Origin of the sequence: Streptomyces sp. NP-1717, from assembly GCF_022695985.1 — a bacterium.
Lineage (GTDB): Bacteria > Actinomycetota > Actinomycetes > Streptomycetales > Streptomycetaceae > Streptomyces.
Window position 1 is genome coordinate 1 of record NZ_JAAPBF010000048.1, and the last position, 13912, is coordinate 13912.

Here is a 13912-nt window from a genome sequence, read left to right on the forward strand (position 1 = left end):
CCTCGGTGCGGCCGGGCGGGACGCCGTACTCCATCACCGGCACGACCCGCATCCGGGTCGACGACTCCCGCGAGGTACGGAGCGTCGGCACCTATCTGGCGGGGCTGCTGCGGCCCTCCACCGGCTACGGCCTGCGGGTCACCGACGACGGCCGGGACCGCGGTCACGGCGGCCGCGGTGACGACGGGATCCGGCTGCGGCTGGTGTCCGGCGACCGGGACCGCGCGCTCGGCGACGAGGGGTACCGGCTGGAGTCGGACCGCGAGGGCGTCACCCTCACCGCCCGCGAGCCCGCCGGCCTCTTCCACGGCGTCCAGACGCTGCGGCAGCTCCTGCCGGCCTCCGTGGAGCGCGACAGCCGGCAGCGCGGCCCCTGGAAGATCGCCGGTGGCACCATCACGGACAAGCCGCGCTACGCGTACCGCGGCGCGATGCTCGACGTCTCACGGCACTTCTTCGGCGTCGACCAAGTCAAGCGCTACATCGACCAGTTGGCGCTCTACAAGATCAATACGCTGCATCTGCACCTCTCCGACGACCAGGGCTGGCGCATCGCGATCGACTCCTGGCCGCGCCTGGCCGCGTACGGCGGTTCGACACAGGTCGGCGGCGGCCCCGGCGGGTACTACACCAAGGCCCAGTACCGCGAGCTGGTCCGCTACGCCACGTCCCGCCATCTCGAAGTCGTCCCGGAGATCGACATGCCGGGCCACACGAACGCGGCTCTCGCCTCGTACGCCGAGCTGAACTGCGACGGCGTGGCGCCGCCGCTCTACACCGGTACGGCCGTCGGCTTCAGCTCGCTCTGCGCGACCAAGGAGATCACGTACGACTTCGTGGACGACGTGGTGCGCGAACTGGCCGAGCTGACGCCCGGCAGATACCTGCACATCGGCGGCGACGAGGCGCACTCCACCAGCCATGAGGACTATGTGGAGTTCATGCGGCGGACGCAGGAGGTCGTGGGCAAGTACGGCAAGAAGGTGATGGGTTGGCACCAGCTGACCGGCGCCGCTCCGGTGAAGGGCGCGGTGGCGCAGTACTGGGGCTACGACGCCACGGGCGCCGCCGAGCGCGCGCAGGTCGCCGAGGCGACGAAGGCCGGCACGAAGCTGGTCCTCTCGCCCGCCGACCGCGTCTACCTGGACATGAAGTACGACCGCAACACCGAACTCGGCCAGTCCTGGGCCGGGTTGGTGGAGGTGAACCGCTCCTACGACTGGGATCCGGCGGCCTATCTCGCCGACGCGGGGGTCGACCCGGGCGCGGTACTGGGCGTCGAGGCGCCGCTCTGGTCCGAGACCCTGTCGACCAGCGACCACATCGAGGAGATGGCCTTCCCGAGGCTGCCCGGCGTCGCGGAGATCGGCTGGTCGCCGCAGTCGGCGCGGGACTGGGACACGTACAAGCAGCGGCTCGCGTCGCAGGGTCCGCGGCTGACGGCGCTGGGCATCGACTACTACCGCTCACCGGTGGTTCCCTGGCCGGCCGGCTGAGCGGGTCTGCCCGCGCGGACGGGGGGCCGGGCCGGGTCTGACGAATCCGGCCCGGCCCAGCGTCTTGCGGGCGGGCGGCGCCATGTGTCGGACACGGCCCGGGGCGCGGACGGTGGGACCGCGCACGAGGCGCGGGCGTCCGTCGGTCCCGGTCGCCCCACGGGTGCTCGCGCCGGAGCGCGGCGATGTCGTCCACGGACCGTGGCGGTGGGACTGGCGCCCGGTTCGCGCGGCAGCCCTCGATAGGGTGCGGCGCATGTCTGTGAACATTCATCTCGCGCTCCGCGTCGACAAGCTCGAATCCCTCCAACAGGCCGCGACGGTCAGGGCGGCGCTCGCTGAGGTTCTGCGGGAGCACTCGATCGAGCAGGAGGTGCAGCTCCGCAAGTTCCGGGAGCCGATATCGGTGAAGGTGACGACGGGCAGGTGGCCGTTGAGCGTCCGCGGATTCGGGGTGTGGAGCGCCGCGTTCGAGCGCGACGTGACGGCGGCGGTCCACGGCGTCGTGCCGTCGGCCGCGATCGACCTGGAGTGGGGCTACCCGGACGAGGCCTGAACGCGGGCGCGCGGTGGGCGGGTTGGCCGATGAGCCCGGCCGGGTGCGTGGTTGAGTACGCGTACTCACGCCGCCGGCCGCGCTCCCGGCGGACCATGAGAACCACCGCACGCCGTCCATGAACCCGAGTCGATCCCGGAGCCCCGGAGGCCCCACATGCTCAGCCGCACAGCCGCCGCACTGGTGCCGTTCTTCGGCCGCCTCACGGTCACGCTGGACGGGGCCGCCGACCTGGCGCCCGGGAGCATCGTCGCCGCGAACCACACCTCGCTCAGCGACCCGGCGATCGTGCTCGCCGCGCTGCACCGGCTGGGCGTGGAGCCGGTCGTGATGGCGGCCGCCGGGCTGTGGCGCGTACCGCTCCTGGGGCGCGCGCTCGCCCATGACGGGCACGTGCCCGTCCGCCGCAACGACCCACGGGCCGCAGCGTGCCTCGAAGACGCCGCCGCCGCGCTCGCGCGTGGCCGGCTCGTCGTCATCTACGGCGAGGGCGGCATACCGGACTTCGAGAACGCCACCGAGACACCTCCCCACCCGTTCCGCAGCGGCCTCGCCCGCCTCGCCGCCGCCACGGGCGCACCGGTCGTGCCTCTGGGGCAGCGGGGAGCCCGGCGCATCATGTCGGGCAGCGGCCCCGGGCAGTTCACCAAGCTGGCGAGCGCGCCGCTGCGCCGCCCGGAGCTGCGGGTGCACATCGGCGCCCCGGTGCGGCTGACGGGCGATCTGCCGACCGCGACGGCGCAGGCCCACGCCGCGGTCACCGCCGCGTGGCTGAGCGCGGGCGGTCGCGACGTGACACCCACGGTCCCGGCCCCGGCCCCGGCGATGGAGACGGCAGCCTGACGGGCGCGGGCCGGACGTACCGTACGGCCTACGCTCCCTTCGCCGCTTCCTCCCGCAACTGCTCCTCGCTCAGGCCCCGCCGCCAGTAGCCCACGAACGTGACGTGCCGGCGGTCCAGTTGCCGCTCCCGTACGAGATGGCGCCGTAGCTCCTTCACCGTCCCGGCCTCACCCGCGAGCCACGCGTACGGCGAGGCACCGGGCAGTTCGGCCGCGCGTACCGCCTCCAGGGCCGAGGGCGCGTCCTCGTCGCGTGCCAGCCAGTGGACGGTCGCGTCGGCCTCCGTCGGGAGTTCCATGCGGTCGGCGGCGTACGGCACGTCGAGCCAGACGTGCGCCTTCGTCCCCGCGGGCAGCCACTCCAGGATGGCGGCGGCCGCCGGCAGGGACGTCTCGTCGGCCCACATCAGTACGGAGTCCGTACCGGCCGGGGGCCGGAAGCGGACAGCGGTGTTGTCCGCGACCGCCGGGCCGAGGACGAGCACGCGGTCACCGGGGGCCGCGTCGTCCGCCCACAGACAGGCCGGTCCGCCGTCGGGGTGCAGGGCGAAGTCGATGTCCAGCTCGTCCGGGTCGTGGCGCTGTTCGCGCGCGGTGTACGAGCGCATCACCGCCCGTACGTGCTCGGGCAGCGCCCGCCAGGCCGCCCACCAGCCCTCGCCCTCCCCGACGGGGACGACCGGTGCCTCCTGCCCCGGCAGGGGCAGGAAGAGCGACAGGCTCTGGTCGCGCCCGCCGGCGGCGAAGCCGGTGAGACCTTCGCCGCCCGTCGCGTTGCCGGGGCTCGTGTCGCCGCCGAACGTGACACGGACCAGGGACGGGCCGAGCCGCCGCGTCCTCAGCACCTGAAGGGCGAAGAAGCGGAACGGGGCGGTGCCGGCCGCCGTCCCGGGTGTCGCGGTCGTCATGGGTCAGGCGACCTTCCTGGCCTTCTCGATGGCGTCGGCGAGGTCTTCCAGGATCGGCGCGCACTTGTCGTACGAGTAGATGGGCTCGGTCACGCGGGGGATCACCTGTCCCGCCTCGACGGCCGGCAGCCGCGCCCAGGTCGGCCTGGACGACAGGGCCTCGGGCTGGAGGGCGGAGGTGCGGTTGTCCATCATGATGATGTCGCCCGGGTACTTGTCGACGTTCTCCCAGCTCAACTCCTCGAAGAAGCCCTGCGCGTTCACCTTCGGCTCGACGAACCTCACCCCCAGCTCCTGGAGGTAGAGGGTGTCGGCGGACATCTTGGCGAGGGAGACGTAGAACAGGTCCTGGCTGGCCGAGCCGATCATCACCCTGATGTCCGGATTGGACTTCGCCGCCGCCCGCAGCCGGCCCGCGGCCTTCTCGAACCGGGCCTTGGCGTCGGTCACCTTCTTGGCCTTCAGATCCGCGCCCAGGGACTCGGCGAGGTCCGCGTGCCGCTGGATCGCCTTGGGGACGGTGGTCTCCGCCGCCAGGAGCGCCACACTCGGGGCGAGCTTGAGGATCTTGTCCTTGGACTGCTCGGGGACGTACCAGAGTTCACCCTCCACCCACTGGGCGGTGACGAGCAGGTCCGGGGCGAGCGCCGCGTACTTCTCGACGTTGAACTCGCCCCAGACATTGCCGAGTATCTCGACCTTGGTCACATCGAGGTCGCCCGCCTGGATGTCCGGCTTGCCGTCCTTGGTGGTGGTCGGCCCGAAGACGCCCTTGACCTCGATGCCGTAGTCGTGGAGCGCGGCGGCGGTGCCGGTGAAGGCGACGATGTTCTTCGGGACGGCGCCGGCCTCGGCCGTCTCGCCGCGGTCGTCCTTGAAGGACCAGGGACCCGACTTCGCGTCGTCGCCGCCCGCGTCCGTGCTCTTGTCGTCACCGCTCCCGCAGGCGGCGAGCGCGACGCCGAGACCGACGGCGCCGCCGACGGCGAGCACGCCGCGACGGCTGAGGGGCGAATGCAGGGCGTTGCGCATGTCGATGTCCGCTTTCGTACGCGCCGGGGACCGGCCGATGGGCAGTTTCGGATAGGTTAGCCTAACCTTTCTTACCTCTGCGTACGGGGCGGGTGTCCGAGGTACGGGGCAGAGTGGGGGAGTCGTCCCACCTCGTCTCAGGAGTCAGCGATGTCGATCCGCCGCGTCGTGCCCAACATCCAGGTGCAGCCCGAAGGGCTGGCACGGAGCCGGGAGTTCTACGCACTGCTCGGCTTCGAGGAGGTCATGAACCTGGGCTGGGTCATGACCGTCGCCTCACCGTCCGCGCCCGCCGCCCAGGTCAGCTTCCTGACGGAGGACGCGACGGGACCGGTCGTCCCCGACATGAGCGTCGAGGTGGACGACGTGGACGCGGCGTACGCCGCCGTACGGGCGAGCGGCGCGGAGATCGTCCACACGCTGCGCGACGAGGAGTGGGGCGTCCGCCGCTTCTTCGCCCGGGACCCGAGCGGGAGGGTGGTCAATGTGCTGGGCCACCGCTGAGGGGTGCCGTCCGGGGTGCGGTGTACGGGTTGCGGTTGTCGGCTGACGGGCGGGGTGCGGGGTCTCCGGAGGGGTATGTCCGGACGGCGTGATTTACGGCGCGTGCACCGCTCGTTGGACCCGCTGACCCACCCTGTCCACGCGCCACAAATCAGCCTGAGTGTCCGAACACACCCCTCCTGCGACCCCGCCCCCCTCACGCCGGTGGTCCCGACGGTCACCGATCGCTGTCCACGGCCTGCGGGTTGGAAGGGGGACGCGCAGGGGTCGTGGCCGGACACTCAGGCTGATTTGTGGCGCGTGAAAAGCCCGGTTCCCCTGGGTCCAACGAGCCTTGCACGCGCCGTAAATCACGCCGTCCGGGCATGACCCCGGAGCGGCACCCGGCCACCACCGCAACCACAACAAGCCCGGCCGGCGATTGAGGCCAAAACCACCCACTGGGCGGCACGGCGCCAGACGAAACCCGCACCCCCGCCGGGGAGAGGGCGGCTACAGCCCCAGCTCCCGCGCGATCAGCATCCGCTGAACCTCACTCGTGCCCTCCCCGATCTCCAGGATCTTGGAGTCGCGCCACATCCTGGCCACCGGGTACTCGTTCATGAAGCCGTAGCCGCCGTGGATCTGCGTGGCCTCGCGGGCGTTGTCCACCGCGACCGTCGAGGAGTAGAGCTTCGCCAGCGCCGCCTCCTTCTTGAAAGGCTCGCCGTGGACCAGCCGGGAGGCCGCGTCGCGCCAGCCGAGGCGGGCCATGTGGGCCCGCATCTCCATGTCGGCGATCTTGAACTGGATGGCCTGGTTCGCGCCGATCGGGCGGCCGAACGCGTGGCGCTCCTTCGCGTACTTCACCGACTCGTCCACACAGCCCTGAGCCAGCCCCGTCGCCAGTGCGGAGATCGCGATGCGGCCCTCGTCCAGGATGCGGAGGAACTGGGCGTACCCGCGCCCCTCCGAGCCGACCAGGTTCGACAGCGGCACCCGGACGTCCGAGAAGGACAGTTCGCGGGTGTCCGACGCGTTCCAGCCGACCTTCGAGTACGGGGCCGCGACCGTGAAACCGGGGGTGCCGGACGGGACGATGATCGAGGAGATCTCCGGCCTGCCGTCCTCCTTGCGGCCGGTGACGGCCGTGACCGTGACCAGACCGGTGATGTCCGTGCCCGAGTTGGTGATGAAGCACTTCGAGCCGTTGATGACCCATTCGTCGCCGTCCCGGACGGCCGTGGTGCGCGTGCCGCCCGCGTCCGAGCCGGCCTCGGGCTCGGTCAGGCCGAAGGCGCCGAGGACCTCGCCCGAGCACAGGCGCGGCAGCCACTCCCGCTTCTGCTCCTCCGTACCGAAGAGGTGCAGCGGCATCGCGCCCAGGGAGACGCCCGCTTCGAGGGTGATCGCCACCGAGGAGTCGACGCGGGCCAGCTCCTCCAGGGCGATGCCGAGCGCCATGTAGTCGCCGCCCATGCCCCCGTACTCCTCCGGGAACGGCAGGCCGAACAGGCCCATCCGGCCCATCTCGCGCACGATCTCGTACGGGAACTCGTGCCGCTCGTAGAAGTCGCCGATCTTGGGCGCGACGACGTCCTGCGCGAACGCCTCGACGGTACGGCGCAGTTCCTCGTGCTCGGGTGAGAGCCGGTGGTCCAGGGGCATGGCTAGGACTCCTTGTGGGAGAGGGCGCTGACGGTGCGGGAGGGGCTGGGTCGCCCCAGCTGTTCGGCCATCCACACGCTGGTGGCGGTGAGGAGGCCGAGATCGACCCCGGTGTCGATACCGAGGCCCTGCAACATCCACAGGAGGTCTTCGGTGGCGAGATTCCCGGTGGCGCTCTTGGCGTAGGGGCAGCCGCCGAGGCCGCCCGCCGACGCGTCCACGGTGGTCACCCCGTGCTGGAGCGCGGCGAAGGTGTTGGCGAGTGCCTGGCCGTACGTGTCGTGGAAGTGCACGCCGACCTTCGACAGACGCACGCCTTCCTCGATGAGGGTGGCGAGCAGGCTCTGCACATGGCCGGGGGTGGCCACGCCGATCGTGTCGCCGAGACTCACCTCGTCGCAGCCCATGTCGACGAGGGTCCTGACGAGCCGGGCGACCTGGTCGACGGGCACGGGGCCCTCCCACGGGTCGCCGAAGCACATCGAGAGATAGCCCCGGACATGGAGCCGTTCGTCGCGGGCGCGGGCGACGACCGGCTCGAACATGGCGAGCGACTCGTCCAGCGTGCGGTTCAGATTGGCCTTGGCGAACGACTCGGTCGCGCTGGCGAAGACGGCCACCTGGCGGACGCCGAGGGCCAGCGCCCGGTCGAGACCGCGGTCGTTCGGGACGAGGGCGGGCAGCCGTACGTCCTCCAGATCGCGCACCATCGGGAACAGCCGCTCTGCGTCGGCCAGTTGGGGCACCCAGTCGGGGTGGACGAAGCTGGTCGCCTCGATGGTGGTGAGCCCGGCGGCGGCGAGGCGGTGGATGAACTCCGCCTTGATCTCGGTCGGGACGATCGTCGACTCGTTCTGGAGGCCGTCGCGCGCCCCCACCTCGTGGATACGGATCCGGGTCGGCAGGCCCTCGTCCATGACGGTCATGGGGAGCGTCATTTCTCCTCCTCGGGAGCCGTGGGGGGTGTGACGGCCGCGGACGCGGGGACGGCGGAAGCGGCGGCGGATACGGCGCCGGCGCCGGCGTCGGCGGAGATGACGGCGGCCGGGTCGGCGGTGGCACCGGCGGCGGCCGGGTCGGCGGCGGGCGCGACCACGGCCAGTACCTGGTCCATGGCGACGGTGGAGCCCGCCGTCACGTCGAGCTCCGTGACCGTCCCGTCGTGCGGGGCCGAGATGACGTGCTCCATCTTCATCGCCTCGACCACCAACAGGCCCTGGCCGGCGACCACTTCGTCCCCGACCGCCACCTTCACCACCGTGACCGTGCCGGGCATCGGGGCCGTGAGCGCGTCGACGCCTCCCGCGCCGGCGGCTCCGAGCAGCGCCGCCTCCACCGGATCGTGGTCCCGCACGTGCCAGCTCTCGCCGTCCCTGCCGAGCCAGTCGTCCGCCCGGTGGAAGGTGTGCGTCATCCCGTCCACGGTGACGGTGACGCGGCCGGCCTCCACATGCGAGGGGCCGGTGCCGAGCAGCCGGTGGGCGACGGGTTCATGTCCCGGCACGCGCAGATGGTGGGTGACCGGCACGGTCATGCCGCCCATCCGCCAGCCGTTCGGCACGGAGAAGGGATCGGTCCAGCCGCCTTCCGGGCCGCCTTCCAAGGAGGGGGCGGGGGCCAGGCCGTGTTCCCGTACCGCCGCCGCCGCTTCGTACACCTCGGCCGGCACCTCCGCCGCCACCAGCGCGTCCGCGTCCCGCTCCACCAGGCCCGTGTCCAGCTCGCCCGCCACCACGGCGGGGTGGGCCAGCAGCCTGCGCAGGAAGCCGGCGTTGGTCGGGACGCCCAGCGTCACCGTCTCCGCCAGGGCCGCCCGCAGCCTGCGCAGCGCCGTCGCCCGGTCCGGGGCGTGCACGATCACCTTCGACAGCATCGGGTCGTACAGGCTCCCGACCTCCGTGCCCTCGCTCAGGCCGGAGTCGGTGCGCACGCCCTCGCCCTGCGGCTCGCGCAGCGACAGCACCCGGCCGCCCGACGGCAGGAAGCCGCGCGCGGGGTCCTCGGCGCAGATCCGGGCCTCGATCGCGTGCCCGGTGAGGGTGATGTCCTCCTGTGTGAAGGGGAGCCGTTCACCGGCGGCGACGCGCAACTGCCACTCCACCAGATCCAGACCGGTGACCAGCTCGGTGACGGGATGCTCGACCTGGAGACGGGTGTTCATCTCCATGAAGAAGTACGAGGCGGGGTCCTCGCCCGGCACGATGAACTCGACCGTCCCCGCGCCCCGGTAGCCGCAGGAGCGCGCCGCCTGCACCGCCGCCTCGCCCATCGCCGCCCGGGTCTTGTCGTCGAGCAGGACGGACGGCGCCTCCTCGATGATCTTCTGGTGGCGGCGCTGCAGTGAGCACTCGCGCTCGCCGAGATGGATCACATTGCCGTGCCCGTCGGCCAGCACCTGGATCTCGATGTGGCGCGGCCGGTCGATCCACCGCTCGACCAGGAGCGTGTCGTCTCCGAAGGAGGCGCGGGCCTCGCGCCGGGCCGCCGCGATCTCGTCGCGCAGCGCCGACTCCAGACGGGTGAGCCGCATGCCCTTGCCGCCGCCGCCCGCCGAGGGCTTCAGCAGCACCGGCATCCCGATCTCCCTGGCCGCCTCGGCCAGTTGGTCGTCGGTCAGACCGCTGCCCGAGGAGCCGGGCACCACCGGCACACCGGCCGCCGCCACGGTCTCCTTGGCACGGATCTTGTCGCCCATCAGCGAGATGGCGTCGGCGGTCGGGCCGATGAAGACGAGGCCGGCGTCCGCGCACGCCCGCGCGAAGTCCGCGTTCTCCGCGAGGAAGCCGTAGCCGGGGTGGACGGCCTGGGCTCCCGTACGGGCGGCGGCCTCCAGCAGCCGGTCGGCCACGAGATAGCTCTCGGAGGCGGGCGCCGGGCCGATCCGTACGGCGGTGTCCGCCTCCCGTACATGCCGGGCGTCGGCGTCGGCGTCGCTGAAGACCGCGACGGAACGGATGCCGAGCGTGCGCAGCGTACGGATGACGCGCACCGCGATCTCGCCGCGGTTCGCGACGAGGACCGTGTCGAACATGCTGGTCATGGGCTGGGTGGTCCTGATCGTCCTGGTGGTCATCTGTCACTCACATCCGGAAGACGCCGAAGCCGGGGGCGTTGCTGTCCTTCTGGGGAAGCGGGGAGTTGGCGCAGGCCGTCAGCGCCAGACCCACCACCTGACGGGTCTCCAGCGGGTCGATCACCCCGTCGTCCCAGAGCCGCGCCGTCGCGTAGTAGGCGTTGCCCTGCGTCTCGTACTGGGCGCGCACCGGATCCTTGAAGGCCTCTTCCTCCTCGGCCGGCCACTGGTCGCCGCGGCCCTCGATCTGGTCGCGCTTGACCGTCGCCAGCACCGAGGCGGCCTGCTCGCCGCCCATGACGGAGATCTTGGCGTTGGGCCACATCCACAGGAAGCGGGGGGAGTAGGCCCGGCCGCACATCGAGTAGTTCCCTGCCCCGTACGACCCGCCGACCACGACCGTGAGCTTCGGTACGCGCGTGCAGGCCACGGCCGTCACCATCTTCGCGCCGTGCTTGGCGATGCCGCCCGCCTCGTAGCTGCGGCCGACCATGAAGCCCGAGATGTTCTGGAGGAAGAGCAGCGGGATGCCGCGCTGGTCGCACAGCTCGATGAAGTGCGCGCCCTTCTGGGCCGATTCGGAGAACAGGATGCCGTTGTTGGCGACGATCCCCACCGGGTGGCCGTGGATCCGGGCGAAGCCCGTCACCAGCGTCGTACCGAACTCGGACTTGAACTCCGCGAACCGCGAGCCGTCCACCAGCCGCGCGATGACCTCGCGGACGTCGTACGGCGTGCGCGAGTCGACCGGCACCGCCCCGTACAGCCCCGCGGGGTCGACCTTGGGCTCCTCCGCCGGCTCGACCTTCCAGGGCAGTGCGCCGCGCTCGGGGAGCGTCGAGACGATGGTGCGGACGATCCGCAGCGCGTGCGCGTCGTCCTCGGCGAGATGGTCCGTGACGCCCGACGTACGGGAGTGGACCTCGCCGCCGCCCAGCTCCTCGGCGGTGACGACCTCGCCGGTCGCCGCCTTCACCAGAGGCGGGCCGCCCAGGAAGATCGTGCCCTGGCCGCGCACGATCACGGCCTCGTCGCTCATCGCGGGCACATACGCGCCGCCCGCCGTGCAGGAGCCGAGAACGGCCGCGATCTGCGGGATGCCGGCGCCGGACATCCGCGCCTGGTTGTAGAAGATCCGGCCGAAGTGGTCACGGTCGGGGAAGACCTCGTCCTGCATCGGCAGGAAGGCGCCGCCCGAGTCCACCAGATAGACGCACGGCAGCCTGTTCTCCAGCGCGACCTCCTGGGCGCGCAGATGCTTCTTCACCGTCATCGGGTAGTACGTCCCGCCCTTGACCGTGGCGTCGTTGGCGACCACGACCACCTCACGGCCGCTGACCCTGCCGATCCCGGCGATCACCCCGGCCGCCGGCGCCTGGCCGTCGTACATGCCCTCGGCCGCCAGCGGGGCCAGCTCCAGGAAGGGCGATCCCGGGTCCAGCAGGGTGTCCACCCGGTCGCGGGGCAGCAGCTTGCCGCGCGCCACGTGCCGGGCGCGGGACTTCTCACCGCCGCCGAGCCGGGCGGCGGTGAGCCGGGCGCGCAGCGCGTCCGAGAGCTCCTGATGCGCCGCCTCGTTGGCCCGCCAGGACTCGGACGCCGGGTCCGCGGCGCTCGCCAGCACGGGTGCCTGCTGCATCGATCGAGCTCCCTCGCACGGTTAATGAGCGTTAACGTATCCTCCTCAGGTTAACGACCGCTAACCCTCCTGTCTAGAATGGTTTTCCATGGGCACCAGGACCGCGGCACCGACGCGCCGCGAGCAGATCCTCAACGAGGCCGCCAGGCTTTTCGCCGAGCGCGGCTTCCACGGCGTGGGCGTCGACGAGATAGGGGCGGCCGTCGGCATCAGCGGGCCGGGCCTGTACCGCCATTTCGCGGGCAAGGACGCCATGCTCGCCGAGCTGCTCGTCGGCATCAGCGGCCGGCTCCTCGACGGCGGCAGGCAGCGGGTGGCGGCCTCGGCCGGTGACCCGGCGGCCGTGCTCGCCTCGCTGATCGACGGCCACATCGACTTCGCCCTGGACGACCGCCCGCTGATCACGCTGCACGACCGGGAACTGGACCGGCTGCGGGACAGCGACCGCAAACTCGTACGGCAGCTCCAGCGGCAGTACGTGGAGCTGTGGGTCGGCGTCGTCCGCGAGATCCACCAGGATGTTCCCGAGCCGGTCGCGCGCGGCGCCGTGCACGCCGTCTTCGGCCTGCTGAACTCCACACCGCATCTGAGCCCCGACGGCCGCGGCACACCCCGGCGGGCGGTGGCGGAAACGCTCCTGCGCCGCCTGGCGCACGGCGCGTTCGCCGCCCTCGGTGAAGAGGACGGCGCGCCGCGTCCGTGAAGGGCGGTCCTTCGAAGAAGTGCGGTCCGTGGAAGCCGGTCAGGTCTTCAGCGCGGCCAGCTCCCTCGCCAGCGTCTCCACCGGCTGGAACGTCGCGCCGAGCAGCGACACGTGCTTCCAGTGCACCGTGCCGTCCGGCGCGATGAGGAAGACCGCGCGGCGCAGTCCGATCCCGGGGGCGGCGATCCCGAACGCCCGCGCCACCGTGCGGCCGGTGTCCGCGAGCAGCGGGATCCGCAGGCCGTATCTGCGGGCGAACGCCTCGTGGCTGTCGACGTCCTGCGGGCTGATGCCCCAGACCTCGGCGCCCAGCTCCGTGAACGTCTCCAGACCGCTGGAGTACGAGCACAACTGCTTGGTGCAGACGCTGGTGTCGTCACCGGGGTAGAAGGCCAGGACCAGGGGACTGCCCCGGCGCTCGTCGAGGCGGTACTCCCTCCGTACGAAGGCGCCGTCCGCGTCGAGCACCCCGCCGGGCAGGGTGAAGTCCTCCACGGGGCGGCCGGGACCGGGTGATGCAGACACAAGGGCTCCTCATCGGCGCGACGTCCAGTCACCGGGACGAGCGGCACCGCGCGGACACCTGACGGCACAATGGGCTCATGCCGATACCCAGCCGCGAAGCTCTCGTCGACCACCTCGTCCGTACGCGCATCGCCGGAGACGTGGCCACTCCCAGGGACAACAACCTCTCCCACTATCGCAAGCTAGCCAACGGCGACCGCCACTTCTGGCTGGGCCTGGAGCTCGGTGACCGCTGGACCGACGAGCAGGACGTGCTCGCCGTGATGGCGGAGAGGTGCGGGGTCAGTGACGATCCGGAGCACCGGCACGGCCAGGACACCATCGACCCCGAGCTGACCGTCGACGCCCTCGGGCGGATGGCCACGCGGCTGCGCAAGGCGGCGGAGGGCCGGGAGCGGGTGCTGTTCGCCACCGGTCACCCCGGCGGGCTGCTGGACGTGCACCGGCAGACGGCGGACGCGCTGCGGCTGGCGGGCTGCGAGATCGTCCGGATCCCCGGCGGACTCATGGCCGACGAGGGCATGGTCTTCCAGTTCGCCGGTGTCGCGATGCTGGAGCGCGGGGCCACCCTCTGGCACACGCACTCGCCGGAGCCGATGCGGGCCATCCTGGACGGCCTGGAGCGTGAGGGCAGACCACAGCCCGACCTGGTGCTCGCCGACCACGGCTGGGCCGGCTGCGCGGGCCAGCGAGGGCTCGACTCGATCGGGTACGCGGACTGCAACGACCCGGCCCTGTTCATCGGCGAGGCCGAGGGCACGCTCCAGGTGACGGTCCCGCTCGACGACCATGTGACGAACCCCCGCTTCTACGACCCGATGACGGAGTACCTCCTGAACGAGGCGGGCCTCACGAACACCATCTGAGGCCGTACGCATGCCGCGTACCCCCGGCGGCGGCGTACCGGACCCGCGCGCAGACCTCTGTACGAGGCCGCGCGGCAGGCCCCACGCGACGCCCTCAAGGGCACCGGTGCCAGGGACGGCG

At 71.8% G+C, this 13912-nt stretch carries 13 protein-coding genes; 6 read left to right on the top strand and 7 right to left on the bottom strand.

Annotation, left to right across the window (positions count from 1 at the left end; genetic code table 11):
• The 3 genes from GXP76_RS13245 to GXP76_RS13255 form a co-directional block, all read left to right on the top strand.
• A partial coding sequence (locus GXP76_RS13245; protein ID WP_242571707.1) for a beta-N-acetylhexosaminidase occupies nt 1–1496 on the top strand: 1496 nt, incomplete at its 5' end.
• Nucleotides 1497–1752: 256 nt separating this feature from the next.
• Nucleotides 1753–2052, top strand: coding sequence for a hypothetical protein (locus tag GXP76_RS13250; RefSeq protein WP_242571708.1), 300 nt, complete (start codon nt 1753–1755; stop codon nt 2050–2052).
• A gap of 156 nt (nt 2053–2208) precedes the next feature.
• The gene (locus tag GXP76_RS13255) at nt 2209–2895 is read left to right on the top strand and encodes a lysophospholipid acyltransferase family protein (protein WP_242571709.1); all 687 of its coding nucleotides are present in this window, start codon (nt 2209–2211) and stop codon (nt 2893–2895) included.
• Between the two features lie 28 nt (nt 2896–2923).
• On the opposite strand, the gene GXP76_RS13260 is transcribed toward GXP76_RS13255, so the two are convergent.
• Together GXP76_RS13260 and GXP76_RS13265 are read right to left on the bottom strand one after the other, a co-directional pair.
• Complete coding sequence (locus tag GXP76_RS13260; protein ID WP_242571710.1) at nt 2924–3802, bottom strand: siderophore-interacting protein; 879 nt, start codon at nt 3800–3802, stop codon at nt 2924–2926.
• 3 nt (nt 3803–3805) lie between these two features.
• Nucleotides 3806–4834: an ABC transporter substrate-binding protein gene (locus GXP76_RS13265; protein ID WP_242571711.1), complete on the bottom strand. Its 1029-nt coding sequence runs from the start codon at nt 4832–4834 to the stop codon at nt 3806–3808.
• Nucleotides 4835–4984: 150 nt separating this feature from the next.
• Between GXP76_RS13265 and GXP76_RS13270 the strand changes: the two genes are divergently transcribed.
• On the top strand, nt 4985–5338 hold the full coding sequence (locus GXP76_RS13270; RefSeq protein WP_242571712.1) for a VOC family protein: 354 nt from the start codon (nt 4985–4987) through the stop codon (nt 5336–5338).
• 492 nt (nt 5339–5830) lie between these two features.
• Here GXP76_RS13270 and GXP76_RS13275 read toward each other — a convergent pair whose 3' ends face one another.
• The 4 genes from GXP76_RS13275 to GXP76_RS13290 are packed head-to-tail and all read right to left on the bottom strand — an operon-like array spanning nt 5831 to nt 11697.
• Nucleotides 5831–6985 (bottom strand): acyl-CoA dehydrogenase family protein, encoded by a 1155-nt coding sequence (locus GXP76_RS13275; RefSeq protein ID WP_242571713.1) that lies wholly within the window; start codon nt 6983–6985, stop codon nt 5831–5833.
• A gap of 2 nt (nt 6986–6987) precedes the next feature.
• Nucleotides 6988–7923 (bottom strand): hydroxymethylglutaryl-CoA lyase, encoded by a 936-nt coding sequence (locus tag GXP76_RS13280; RefSeq protein WP_242571714.1) that lies wholly within the window; start codon nt 7921–7923, stop codon nt 6988–6990.
• On the bottom strand, nt 7920–10025 hold the full coding sequence (locus tag GXP76_RS13285) for an acetyl-CoA carboxylase biotin carboxylase subunit (RefSeq protein ID WP_242571736.1): 2106 nt from the start codon (nt 10023–10025) through the stop codon (nt 7920–7922). Before GXP76_RS13285 ends, GXP76_RS13280 begins: the two co-directional genes overlap by 4 nt.
• A 40-nt stretch (nt 10026–10065) precedes the next feature.
• The gene (locus GXP76_RS13290; RefSeq protein WP_242571715.1) at nt 10066–11697 is read right to left on the bottom strand and encodes a carboxyl transferase domain-containing protein; all 1632 of its coding nucleotides are present in this window, start codon (nt 11695–11697) and stop codon (nt 10066–10068) included.
• Between the two features lie 88 nt (nt 11698–11785).
• On the opposite strand from GXP76_RS13290, the gene GXP76_RS13295 reads away from it, so the two are divergent.
• A complete protein-coding gene (locus GXP76_RS13295) occupies nt 11786–12400 on the top strand; it encodes a TetR/AcrR family transcriptional regulator (RefSeq protein ID WP_242571716.1) in 615 nt (204 codons plus the stop codon).
• Between the two features lie 39 nt (nt 12401–12439).
• Here GXP76_RS13295 and GXP76_RS13300 read toward each other — a convergent pair whose 3' ends face one another.
• A complete protein-coding gene (locus GXP76_RS13300; RefSeq protein WP_242571717.1) occupies nt 12440–12925 on the bottom strand; it encodes a peroxiredoxin in 486 nt (161 codons plus the stop codon).
• A gap of 77 nt (nt 12926–13002) precedes the next feature.
• Here GXP76_RS13300 and GXP76_RS13305 point away from each other — a divergent pair, with 77 nt between their 5' ends.
• Entirely contained in the window at nt 13003–13791 is a 789-nt protein-coding gene (locus tag GXP76_RS13305; protein WP_242571718.1) for a phosphatase, read from the top strand.
• Nucleotides 13792–13912 lie beyond the last annotated feature (121 nt).